At 68.2% G+C, this 11,474-nt stretch carries 13 protein-coding genes; 8 read left to right on the forward strand and 5 right to left on the reverse strand.

The annotated features are described in order from the left end of the window. Positions 1-2: 2 nt before the first annotated feature. The 3 genes from gnd to GOAMI_RS05940 form a co-directional block, all read right to left on the reverse strand. The gene (gene gnd, locus GOAMI_RS05930) at positions 3-1,460 is read right to left on the reverse strand and encodes an NADP-dependent phosphogluconate dehydrogenase (protein ID WP_006435505.1); all 1,458 of its coding nucleotides are present in this window, start codon (positions 1,458-1,460) and stop codon (positions 3-5) included. A gap of 109 nt (positions 1,461-1,569) precedes the next feature. Further along, positions 1,570-2,520, reverse strand: coding sequence for a M56 family metallopeptidase (locus tag GOAMI_RS05935; protein WP_006435506.1), 951 nt, complete (start codon positions 2,518-2,520; stop codon positions 1,570-1,572). 47 nt (positions 2,521-2,567) lie between these two features. Next, on the reverse strand, positions 2,568-2,966 hold the full coding sequence (locus GOAMI_RS05940) for a BlaI/MecI/CopY family transcriptional regulator (RefSeq protein ID WP_006435507.1): 399 nt from the start codon (positions 2,964-2,966) through the stop codon (positions 2,568-2,570). A gap of 317 nt (positions 2,967-3,283) precedes the next feature. Here GOAMI_RS05940 and GOAMI_RS05945 point away from each other — a divergent pair, with 317 nt between their 5' ends. From GOAMI_RS05945 to GOAMI_RS05975, 7 genes are all read left to right on the forward strand, one after another. Further along, positions 3,284-3,706, forward strand: coding sequence for a PaaI family thioesterase (locus GOAMI_RS05945; RefSeq protein ID WP_006435508.1), 423 nt, complete (start codon positions 3,284-3,286; stop codon positions 3,704-3,706). A 173-nt stretch (positions 3,707-3,879) separates the two neighbouring features. Next, the gene (locus GOAMI_RS05950) at positions 3,880-4,182 is read left to right on the forward strand and encodes an urease subunit gamma (protein WP_006435509.1); all 303 of its coding nucleotides are present in this window, start codon (positions 3,880-3,882) and stop codon (positions 4,180-4,182) included. A 44-nt stretch (positions 4,183-4,226) separates the two neighbouring features. Continuing rightward, on the forward strand, positions 4,227-4,613 hold the full coding sequence (locus GOAMI_RS05955; protein ID WP_006435510.1) for an urease subunit beta: 387 nt from the start codon (positions 4,227-4,229) through the stop codon (positions 4,611-4,613). 1 nt (position 4,614) lies between these two features. After that, positions 4,615-6,333 carry an urease subunit alpha gene (locus GOAMI_RS05960; RefSeq protein ID WP_006435511.1) on the forward strand — a complete coding sequence of 573 codons (1,719 nt, stop codon included), beginning with the start codon at positions 4,615-4,617 and terminating at the stop codon, positions 6,331-6,333. Next, the gene (locus GOAMI_RS05965) at positions 6,333-7,007 is read left to right on the forward strand and encodes an urease accessory protein UreF (RefSeq protein WP_006435512.1); all 675 of its coding nucleotides are present in this window, start codon (positions 6,333-6,335) and stop codon (positions 7,005-7,007) included. Before GOAMI_RS05960 ends, GOAMI_RS05965 begins: the two co-directional genes overlap by 1 nt. 54 nt (positions 7,008-7,061) lie before the next feature. Further along, complete coding sequence (gene ureG, locus GOAMI_RS05970) at positions 7,062-7,748, forward strand: urease accessory protein UreG (protein ID WP_006435513.1); 687 nt, start codon at positions 7,062-7,064, stop codon at positions 7,746-7,748. A gap of 2 nt (positions 7,749-7,750) precedes the next feature. Then, positions 7,751-8,494: an urease accessory protein UreD gene (locus GOAMI_RS05975; protein ID WP_006435514.1), complete on the forward strand. Its 744-nt coding sequence runs from the start codon at positions 7,751-7,753 to the stop codon at positions 8,492-8,494. 36 nt (positions 8,495-8,530) lie between these two features. Here GOAMI_RS05975 and GOAMI_RS05980 read toward each other — a convergent pair whose 3' ends face one another. Both GOAMI_RS05980 and GOAMI_RS05985 read right to left on the reverse strand, forming a co-directional pair. Continuing rightward, positions 8,531-10,072: an NAD(P)/FAD-dependent oxidoreductase gene (locus tag GOAMI_RS05980; RefSeq protein WP_006435515.1), complete on the reverse strand. Its 1,542-nt coding sequence runs from the start codon at positions 10,070-10,072 to the stop codon at positions 8,531-8,533. Positions 10,073-10,288: 216 nt separating this feature from the next. Further along, complete coding sequence (locus GOAMI_RS05985) at positions 10,289-10,897, reverse strand: GNAT family N-acetyltransferase (RefSeq protein ID WP_006435516.1); 609 nt, start codon at positions 10,895-10,897, stop codon at positions 10,289-10,291. 90 nt (positions 10,898-10,987) lie between these two features. Here GOAMI_RS05985 and GOAMI_RS05990 point away from each other — a divergent pair, with 90 nt between their 5' ends. Beyond that, positions 10,988-11,464: an acyl-CoA thioesterase gene (locus tag GOAMI_RS05990; RefSeq protein WP_006435517.1), complete on the forward strand. Its 477-nt coding sequence runs from the start codon at positions 10,988-10,990 to the stop codon at positions 11,462-11,464. Positions 11,465-11,474: the final 10 nt, after the last annotated feature.

Consider the following 11,474-nt stretch of genomic DNA (forward strand, 5'->3'; position numbering starts at 1 on the left):
TCCTATTCGGTCACTTCCGAGCGGTCGCCGCTCCACAGCGTGTGGAAGGTGCCTTCCTTGTCCACGCGCTGGTAGGTGTGCGCGCCGAAGAAGTCGCGCAGACCCTGGGTGAGAGCGGCCGGCAGGCGCTCGGCGCGCAGGCCGTCGTAGTAGGACAGTGACGACGCGAAGGCCGGCACCGGGATGCCGAGCAGCGTCGCGGTCGAGACGACGCGTCGCCAGCTGTCGATGCCCACCTCGACCGCCTCGCGGAAGTAGGGGGCCAGCAGCAGGCTGGGCAGATCCGGATCCTCGTGGTAGGCCTCGCGGATGCGGTTGAGGAACTGCGCCCGGATGATGCAGCCGCCGCGCCAGATGGTCGCCAGCGAACCGCGGTCGACGTTCCAGCCGTGTTCGGCGCTGCCCGCGGCGATCTGATCGAAGCCCTGTGCGTAGGCGACGACCTTCGAGGCGTAGAGGGCGGTCTTGATGTCGTTGATGAACTGCGCCTTGTCGGTGGGCGAGGCACCGAGGTTGCCCGACGACAGGCCGCGGGCCGCGACACGCTGATCGGTGGCGCTCGACAGTGCGCGGGCGAACACGGCCTCGGCGATGCCGGTGGTCGGGATCCCCAGGTCCAGTGCGGACTTCACGGTCCAGCGGCCGGTGCCCTTCTGGCCGGCGGCGTCGACGATCACGTCGACGAGGGGCTTGCCGGTCTCGGCGTCGACCTGGCTGAGCACCTCGGCGGTGATCTCGATCAGGTAGCTCTCGAGTTCGGTGCCGTTCCACTCGCGGAAGACGTCGGCGATCTCGGAGACGGGCATGTCGAGGGCTTTGCGCATCAGGTCGTAGGCCTCACCGATGAGCTGCATGTCGGCGTACTCGATGCCGTTGTGGACCATCTTGACGAAGTGGCCGCTGCCGTCGGGGCCGATGTGGGTGCAGCACGGTTCGCCGTCGACCTGGGCGGCGATCGACTCGAGCAACGGGCCGAGCGATTCGTAGGACTCGGCGGGACCGCCGGGCATGATCGACGGGCCGTTGAGCGCGCCCTCCTCGCCGCCGGAGATGCCGGCGCCGACGAAGTTCAGTCCACGGGCCGACATCGCGGCCTCGCGGCGGATGGTGTCGGTGTAGAGCGCGTTACCGCCGTCGATGATGATGTCGCCCGGCTCCATCGCATCGGCGAGCTCGTTGATGACCGCGTCGGTGGCGTCGCCCGCCTTGACCATGATCAGGACGCGGCGCGGACGCTCGAGTGCGGCGACGAATTCGGCGACCGTCTCGGTGCGGATGAATTCGCCGTCGCTGCCGTGGTTCTCGAGCAGTGCATCGGTCTTGGCGACGCTGCGGTTGTGCAGCGCGACCGTGTACCCGTGACGGGCGAAGTTACGCGCGATGTTCGAACCCATGACGGCCAGACCGGTGACGCCGATCTGAGCTTTCCCGGACGGTGACGATCCCTCGACGTTGTTCATGCCCGACAGCCTATTGCCTCACGATCCGATCCGGCGATCTGCCTCACCTTTGGTGTACGCCCGGACGATGTTCACAGCAGTCGTTAAGAGCGCGGAGATCGGACCGCTCTCACAACGCCGACATCAGGCGATTGAGCTCGGTGAGCCACGGGATCGCGACCGCGAGCGTCGGCAGGACCAGGATGCCGGCAGCGGTGACGTAGGCGCCGACCGCGATCCAGTGGGCGGGGCGGTCGTCGCGCAGACGGTGGACACGGGTGAGGGTGGTGGGTCCGCCGACGGCCATCGCACCGCGAGGAGCGACCGCGTCGGCGCAGGCGACGAGTGCGCGTCCGAGGGTCGTCGGCGCGGTGGCGCGGACGGCTTGATCGTCGGCGAGCGCTTCGACGAGCAGTTCGGCGGCGCCGAGGGCGGAACTGGAGCGGACGAACCGCGGGAAGGCCTCGTGCAGGGCGATGAACGCCTCGAGGACGAGGTCGTGGCGTGCGCGCAGATGAGCTCGTTCGTGGGCGATGACGGCGATGAGCTCGTCGCGGGTCAGGCGATGGACGACGCCTTCGCTGACGACGACGCGTTGCCGCAGGCCGGGGAGGCAGTAGGCGAGTGGCTGCTCGACGTCGATCATCCGGACGTCGCGGGCGTAGAGCGGATCATCGGCGTCGGTCCGGTCGCAGCGATCGAGGATGTCGATCAGCTGGCGGTGGGCTTTGCGGCGGGCGCGGGTGCGCAGTCCGACGCGGATGGTCGTGTAGAAGAGGCGGGCGCCGACCAGCAGGGTGAGGACGAAGACCCCTACGCAGGTCACCCACAGGGGCAAGCCGAGGCGTTCGATCTCGTGCAGCGGATGTGCCGTCGGTGTGCCGTCGGCGCCGATCACCAGGAGGTTGGCCGCGATCGCCAGGCCACAGCTGAACGCCGACAACACGGCGGCGAGAGCGATGGCCTGCCACAGCGTCATCGCCGCACGTGGGGCTCTGATCGGCCATCGTGCCCGGGACAGTGCCTCGGGCACAGGGCCGGCGAGCACCAAGCTGACGATGCCGAAGAGCAGGGCGGTCATCCGGTGGGCTTCCTCAAAGGGTGGGCTGTTGGGGGTGTGCCGCGAATCTAACCGGTCTCGCCGGTTCCTCGTGCGGCTTCGAGTTCATCGAGGGCCTCGCGGAGGGCGGCGGCCTCATCTGCGCCGACCCGGCCGACGAAGGACACGAGCGCGGCGTGCCGTGATCCCGGTGCGTCGGCCTCGCTCAGCGCGTCGACCATCAGGCTCGCGACCAGGTCCTCACGGGGGTGCGTCGGAACGTACTTGTGCGCCCGGTCGTCGCGGATCTGGGTCACGAGATTCTTCTTCGCCAGCCGCTGCAGCACGGTCATCACCGTCGTGTAGGCGAGTGACCGATCCCGCGACAGTTCGGCATGTACCTGCCGCACGGTCTTCGGTTCGGATCCGGCCCACAACGTGTCCATCACCGCGCGCTCGAGGTCGCCTAGCCCATTCATCTTTCGCATTTTACTGCTGTGCCTCCCGTTGTGTGTCTCTCGGCTCGCGTCTTCACCCGATCGACGCGTCCGCGCCCGCGATCGCGCCTCTCACGTGGCTTTCACCACAGCCCTTGACACGTTGGTAAGGCTAGCCTACATTAAGTCACGTTGGACCGCGCGAGAGTCCTGAGGGCTGCAGAGACCCCCGGTCCACGCCACGAAGGTCCCGCATCTCGACGAGGTGCGGGGCCTTCCGGTTTCTCCGAGGAGACAACGCCGGTCCCGGCATTCGTGTTCCCGGGGCGGTATCGCTAACGGCACGGAGCCGTGTCAGTGTTGACGCCATGACTGCGAACAGTGCGGACGAGATCCTCCAGAGCTCCTTCGGCAAGGGACTCGACGGCGTGCTCGGACTCGAGGTCGTCGAGGCCGGACCGGACCGGATCGTCGCGACGATGGAGATCACCGAGAGCCACCATCAGCCGTTCGGGATCGTCCACGGCGGCGTCTACTGCGCGATCGGCGAGAGCGTCGCGAGCATGAGCGGGTTCTTCTGGCTCCAGGAGACGGGTATCGGGGGCACGGCGGTCGGGGTCAACAACAACACCGACTTCCTGCGGTCGGTGAGCTCGGGAACGGTCACCGCGACCTCGACGCCGATCCACCGCGGCCGGCGCCAGCAGCTGTGGGCCGTCGACATGGTCGACCAGGACGGCACGTTGCTCGCCAGGACGCAGGTTCGACTCCAGAACATCGAGGCACGCTGACCGGCTCGCTGAATACGTTCCGGTGACGCCGGTCTCCCCTCCTGAGGACTGACCCGCGACGTTCCGGGCGGCGGATCGGCGTCGGCGAGCCGTGGCCGCGCCGGCGTGGCAGGATGTCTCCACTGCCATCGACCACGACCTCCCGGGTCGGCCATCTGCGAGGAGCGATCTCGGTGCGACTGTCGCCGCATGAACAAGAACGGCTGTTGATCTCGTATGCGGCCGAACTCGCGCGACGGCGGCAGGCCCGTGGGCTCAGGCTCAACCATCCCGAAGCGGTTGCGCTCATCACCGACCACGTCCTCGAGGGTGCCCGCGACGGTCGATCGGTGGCCGAGCTCATGACCTCCGGTCGTGAGGTGCTCGGCCGCGACGACGTGATGGACGGCGTGCCCGAGATGCTGCACGACGTCCAGGTCGAGGCGACGTTCCCAGACGGCACCAAGCTGGTGACCGTCCACGACCCGATCGTCTGAGCGCTGCTCCGCCAACCGATCCGAGCTGCTGAAGAGAGACCGAGATGTCGGGTACGCCACCCACCGCCACACGCTCCTCACTCGTCCCGGGTGAGGTGATCCCCGCCGAGGGCACGATCGAGCTGAACGCCGGTGCCGACACCGTCGAGTTGGCTGTGGTCAACACCGGCGACCGCCCGGTCCAGGTCGGGAGCCATGTGCACTTCCCGCAGTCCAATCCCGCGCTGGACTTCGACCGTGCGCTCGCGCACGGACGACGCCTCGACATCCCGGCCGGAACCGCGGTGCGGTTCGAACCGGGTATCGAGATGACCGTCGGCCTCGTCCCGCTCGGGGGAACCCGTGAGGTGTACGGGATCTCGCTGGATCCGCCGGGCGAATGCGGACCGGTGGGTGTTCCCATGACGGATCGCGCCGACGGGAGCAAGTGACATGGCGACACTCGGCCGCGATCGCTACGCGCAGCTCTTCGGTCCGACGACCGGCGACCTGATCCGCCTCGCCGACACCGATCTGCTCATCGAGGTCACCGATGACCTCTCGGGCGGCCCCGGGCGTGCCGGTGAGGAAGCGGTCTTCGGCGGCGGCAAGGTGATCCGCGAATCGATGGGTCAGAGCCGTGCGACCCGCGCCGACGGTTCACCCGACACGGTCATCACCGGTGTCGTGGTCCTCGACCACTGGGGAATCATCAAGGCGGACCTGGGAATCCGCGACGGACGCATCGTCGCGCTGGGTAAGGCGGGAAACCCCGACACGATGGACGGCGTCCACCCCGACCTCGTCATCGGACCATCGACGGAGATCATCGCCGGCAACGGCAAGATCGTCACCGCGGGTGCCATCGACTGTCACGTGCACTTCATCTGCCCGCAGATCATGGACGAAGCACTCGGCAACGGCATCACGACGCTGATCGGCGGGGGTACGGGCCCGGCCGAGGGGAGCAAGGCCACCACCGTCACCCCGGGTGCCTGGCATCTCGCGTCGATCCTCGCCGCGACGGACCACTGGCCGATGAACATCGCGCTGCTCGGCAAGGGCAACACGGTCAGTACGGCCGCGATGCACGAGCAGATCCGGGCGGGCGCTTCGGGTTTCAAACTGCATGAGGACTGGGGGAGCACACCGGCCGCGATCGACGCGTGTCTGCGGGTGGCCGAGGAGACCGGGGTGCAGGTCGCCCTGCACTCCGACACGCTCAACGAAGCGGGCTTCGTGGAGAGCACGCTCGGCGCGATCGCCGGTCGCAGCATCCACGCGTATCACACCGAGGGCGCCGGCGGTGGTCACGCGCCGGACATCATCACGGTCGCGGCATATGCGAATGTGCTTCCGTCGTCGACCAATCCGACGCGGCCGCACACCGTGAACACCCTCGACGAGCACCTCGACATGCTGATGGTGTGTCATCACCTCAACCCCACGGTGCCGGAGGATCTGGCGTTCGCGGAGAGCCGGATCCGGCCGTCCACCATCGCCGCCGAGGATCTGCTGCACGACCTGGGCGCGATCTCGATGATCGGTTCGGACTCGCAGGCGATGGGCCGTGTCGGCGAGGTGGTCTTGCGCACCTGGCAGACCGCCCACGTCATGAAACGCAAGCGCGGTGCGCTGCCCGGAGACGGTCGCGCCGACAACAACCGGGCCCGGCGGTACATCGCCAAGTACACGATCTGCCCGGCCGTCGCGCACGGCTTCGACGACGAGATCGGGTCGGTGGAGGTCGGCAAGCTCGCCGACCTCGTGCTCTGGGACCCCGCGTTCTTCGGCGTCCGGCCCGATCTGGTGATCAAGGGTGGTGCGATCGCGTGGGCGGCGATGGGTGACGCGAACGCGTCGATTCCCACGCCGCAACCGGTCCTGCCGCGCCCGATGTTCGGTGCCGCACCGAAATTGGCGGCCGCCACGTCGGTGAGTTTCGTCGCCCCCGGCGCGGACCCCGACTTGGCCGAGCGGATCGGTGTCGAAAGCCAACTGGTCCCGGTCAAGAACACCCGCGGGGTCGGCAAGGCCGACATGGTCAACAACGACGCGTGCCCGACCATCGAGGTCGATCCCGACACGTTCACGGTGAAGGTCGACGGCGAGGTGTGGGATGCCGAGCCGGTGTCCGAACTGCCGATGGCGCAGCGGTACTTCCTGTTCTGATGTCCGACCGTCCGGAATCGTCCCCGTCCTCGCCCGCACACGCGCCGCTGGCGATGATGCTGTCGCTTGCCGACTCCCGGCTTCCCGTCGGCGGGCACGTGCACTCCGGCGGCGTCGAACAGGCGATCGCCGACGGATTCATCCGCACGGCAACGGATTTGGCGGACTTCCTGTATCGCAGGGTCACCACGAGCGGTCTCGTGGCGGCGTCGGCCGCCGCTGCCGTCGCCGATGGGGCACTGGAAGTCGGTGCGGCGCAACGCGAGGTGAATGCACGCACCCCGTCGGCCGCAGCCCGCAAGGCCTCGCTCGCGCAGGGCCGGGGAATGGTCCGGCTTGCGCGCCGCATGTTTCCCGACCACGACTGGACGGTGCACCGGCCGGCCACACATCTGCCGGTCATCAGCGGATCGATCGGCGCCGCGTCGTCCCTGTCCGGATTCCACACCGCACTGATCCTCGTCTACACGACGATGAGCGGCTCGGCGACCGCCGGCCAGCGCCTGCTCGCCCTCGATCCGGCGGATGTCTCGATCATGATCGCCGACCTCGGCGCCGAATGCGAACGAGTCGCGGCCGAGGCCGCCGTGGGGCTTGCGGACCTGTCCGACCCGGTCCTCGACATCTTCGCCGAACGCCATGAGCGACAATCGATGCCGCTCTTCATGTCCTGACAATCCGGATCCACCGGAAATCGTCCCTGAAGCCCCGACCGAGAGGAGTCGACGATGCCCCCGCATCTCATCGACGGGCAGCCCCACAGCCACGACCACGACCGTCCCCGCCGGAAGCGTGAACCCGGTGAGGCGTTGCGCATCGGCGTCGGCGGCCCCGTCGGATCCGGGAAGACCGCCTTGGTCGCCGCGCTCTGCCGCCAGCTGCGCGACGAGCTGTCGGTCGCGGTGCTGACCAACGACATCTACACGACCGAGGACGCGGACTTTCTGCGCCGCAACGCAGTCCTGCCCGACGAGCGGATCACCGCGGTCCAGACGGGAGGGTGCCCGCACACCGCCATCCGCGACGACATCACCGCCAATCTCGACGCCATCGACGACCTCGTCGAGGCGAATCCGCCGCTCGATCTGATCCTGGTCGAGTCCGGTGGCGACAATCTCACGGCGACGTTCTCGACGGGCCTCATCGACGTCCAGATCTTCGTGATCGACGTGGCCGGTGGCGACAAGGTGCCGCGCAAGGGCGGTCCGGGCGTCACGTTCTCGGATCTGCTGGTGATCAACAAGACCGATCTGGCCGAGCGCGTGAACGCCGACCTCGACGTCATGCGGCGCGATGCGGACAAGGTGCGCGAGGGACGTCCGACGGCGATGATCTCACTGACCGACGATCCGGCGGCCACCGACGTGCTGGCCTGGGTCCGCGAGCAGCTCGCGGCACCCGTGACGACCGGCTAGCGATGCGCACCGACGTCGAGATCACCGCGACCGCCGACCGCGGTGTGCGGCACAGCGCGACCGGTGGTCTCGCCGTCCGGGTGACCGCACCCGGCCACGTCCAGCTGATCGGCACCGCGGCGACGCCGCTGGGTGGCGACGAGATCGCGGTCCGCATCCGGGTGGAGCCCGGCGCACGTCTGAGCGTGGGCACCGTCGCCGCCACGATCGCGCTGCCTGCGCGGGACCGCGCGGATTCCCGGGCCCGGTGGGAGATTGAGGTGGGTGCGGGCGGTCGTCTGCGTCTCGATCCGCAGCCGACCGTGGTGGCCGGCGGCGCGGTCCACACGTCCGACGTCGTCGCCGAGATCGACCCGACCGGGATTCTCGATCTGTACGAGCACGTGCAGATCGGCCGGGCTGTCCAGATCGACCGGGCGACGACCATGGATCTCGACCGGATCGACCGCGACCGAACCGGCTCCTGGACCGGTGGCCTACGGGTGACGGTCGGCGGTGAGGTCTGGCTGGCACATCGGGTCATGCTGGGCGCGTCGACACCCGCCGCCGCGATCGGTCATCGTGCGATGAGCAACGTGTTCCGTTACCCGGATGACCGCCCGGAAGAATTGCATCCGAGCGAGTTCGCGGCTCGGCTGCGTCTGGCCGGGGAAGCCACCCTCACCAGCGCACTCGGCACGTCGGTGACGGCCACGCGCCGCCTGACCGACGCTCTCGACACCGCAGCGCTGGTCCCCAACGGTTAGGGGACCAGCGCTGCGGTAGGTCTGTCTGTCCGGGTGTCAGCTGGCCTCGGCTTCGGACTCCTTGCCTGCAGCATCCTTGCCGGCGGCGTCCTTGCCCTCGGTGGGCACCGAGCCGGATGCGTCGGTGGCCTTCGAGTCCACGGTCCCCGTGTCGGTCTTCGCGGCCTCGGCGTCGGGTCCGGTTCCGTTGCTCTTCGCGGCCTGCTTCTCCAGTGCCGACAACTGTCCGATCGCGGTGCGAGCGTAGACCTGCTGTTCGGTGACCGCGAGCTGCGAGCGGCCGCGGGTGGTGAACGCGAAGAACCAGTTGATCAGCGTGTTCAGCCGGTTGCGGAAGCCCACCAGGTAAACGAGGTGCAGTGCGAGCCAGCCCACCCACGCGAAGTAGCCCTCGGTCTCGAAGGGCTTCTTGAAGCCCGGGATCGGGACCTGCATCACCGCGGAGTACCGCGAGATGGTCGCCATCGAACCCTTGTCCCAGTAGCTGAACGGCTTGCGCTGGTCCGGCGTCTGGCCCTTGAGCTCGGCCTTGATCGCATCGGCGGCGTAGCGACCACCCTGGATCGCACCTTGTGCGACACCGGGCACGCCGTCGACGGCCATCATGTCGCCGACCACGAAGACCTCCGGGTGACCCGGGATCGTCAGGTCCGGTCCGACCTTCACCCGGCCCGCGCGGTCGAGTTCGACACCGGACTGTTCGGCGAGTTGCTGGCCGAGCGGGCTGGCCTGGACACCGGCCGACCACACCTTGCACTGCGACTCGATGCGACGCGTGGTGCCGTCCTTCTCCTTGACGACCAGACCGTCGTAATCGACGTCCACGACCATCGCGTTGAGCTGGATCTCCACGCCCATCTTCTCGAGACGGGCCGCGGCCTTCCCACCGAGCTTGGGCCCGAACGGCGGCAGCACGGCGGGGGCCGCGTCGAGGAGGATGACGCGAGCCTCGGTGGGGTCGATGTTGCGGAAGGCGCCCTTGAGGGTCTTGTCGCTCATCTCCGCGATCTGGCCGGCGAGTTCGACACCGGTCGGACCGGCACCCACGACCACGAAGGTCAGCAGCTTGGCGCGTTCGGCGGGGTCATGGGACAGCTCGGCCTGCTCGAAGGCGCCGAGGATCCGTCCGCGGAGCTCGAGCGCGTGGTCGATGGTCTTCATGCCCGGTGCGTACTCGGCGAAATGGTCGTTGCCGAAGTACGACTGATCGGCGCCGGCCGCGACGATCAGGTCGTCGTAAGGGGTGACCGTGATGCGCTCGAGCAGTCGCGAGGTGACCGTCTTGGCCTCGAGGTCGATGTCGAACACGTCGCCCATGAGCACGGAGGTGTTCTTCTGTTTGCGCAGCACGACGCGGGTGGCCGGGGCGATCTCACCTTCGGCGACGATGCCCGTGGCGACCTGGTAGAGCATCGGCTGGAAGAGATGGTGGGTGGTCTTGGCGATCAGCGTCACGTCGACGTCGGCCTTCGCCAGACGCTGGGCGGCGAACAATCCGCCGAAGCCGGAGCCGATGATGACCACTTTCCTGCGGTCGGTGGCCGCTACAGCGGGGGCCTGGACGGCGGGGCTGCTCATCTCCAGACATCTCCTTCTCGCTTGTTGGGGGACGATTGTGCTTCGGCGCCGTGCAGGGTCCGTGTCGTCACGTGGCCGAACCGCGTCGGGCGACGGTCGAGGCAAAACCGTACTTGCCCACAACGGTAGTCAATGATGCGCGACCCGGCGCGACCAGGACGGTGCAGCCGGGCCGGTAGCCGAGGTCACGTTCGGTCGGCCGAGCCCGCCTCACCGTCATGCGGTGAGGTCACCCGCCGATGACCAGCGCAGAGATCGTCGCTGCCACTCGGCCAGGAGGATCTGATACTCCACCTCGTACCGTTCGGGACCGAGGTGCAGCGGATGCGGGGTGATGCCGGAATCGCCGGTTTCGTCGCCCACATGTATTGCCGACAGTGTCATGCCGAGCTTCTCCATGACCCGCCGTGAGGGGGTGTTGCCCGCGACCGTGCTCGCAAAGACACGTTCGGTCGCGAGGTGGTCGAAGGCGAACGCCATGAGGGCGAACGCGGCCTCGGTGGCCAGACCGCGTCCCCAGACCGTCCGGCGGATGCGGTAGCTCAACTCGAGTTCGGGGCGACGACTGTGTCGCGGGGTGCGCAACGACGCCCAGCCGAGGAACGCACCGGTCGCCGGGTCGCACAGCACCCACGTGCCGGTTCCGTACACACGCCGCTCCGACTCGGCGCGCGGCAGGACCCAGTCCTCGATGACCGTCCGCGGGGTCGGTGTGCCGCCGCTCACGAAGCGCATGACCTCGGGGTCGCTGTCGAGATGGACGAGGTCGTCGATGTCCATCGCGGACACCGGGCGCAGACGTGCCCGTGCCGTGTCGATGTTCACCCGAGGCCCCTCACTTTCGGCGATCCGGGCGCGATTCTACGGTCTCGACACGGTCGGCACCGCAGTTCACGGTGCGCGTGTCCCGCCGTTATGGTTGCTGCCGTGGCTTCTGAATCCCCGGCACCGGACTATGTTCTCGAGATTCCCGTCCATCTGCGGTGGGGTGACATGGACATCAACAACCACATCAACAACGTGCAGATCTCGCGCCTGTTCGAGGAGGCGCGGGTCCGGTCGTTCCATGAGTGGATACCGGACCGTCCGCGGGACTTCTCCTTCCTCGTCGCACGCCAGGACGTCGAGTTCTCGGCGCCCGTGCACTACTCGACGCACCCCGTCCTGGTGCATTCCTGCGTCGGGCGGATCGGCCGTTCGTCGTTCGTGATGGCACTCCGCCTGTTCGACAAGGAAGGGGTCCTGTGCGCCACGGCCGAGACGACGATGGTCGTCGTTGATCCGGCGGCGGGTCGGCCGGCGCCGATACCCGAGGATCTACGGGACGTCCTGACCGCGGCCCTCGGCGAGCCGGCGCGGTTCCATGCGCCACGGACCGCCACCGCGAACTGACCCCGGACCC

Origin of the sequence: Gordonia amicalis NBRC 100051 = JCM 11271 (assembly GCF_000332995.1) — a bacterium.
In the GTDB taxonomy this organism is placed as follows: Bacteria; Actinomycetota; Actinomycetes; order Mycobacteriales; family Mycobacteriaceae; genus Gordonia; species Gordonia amicalis.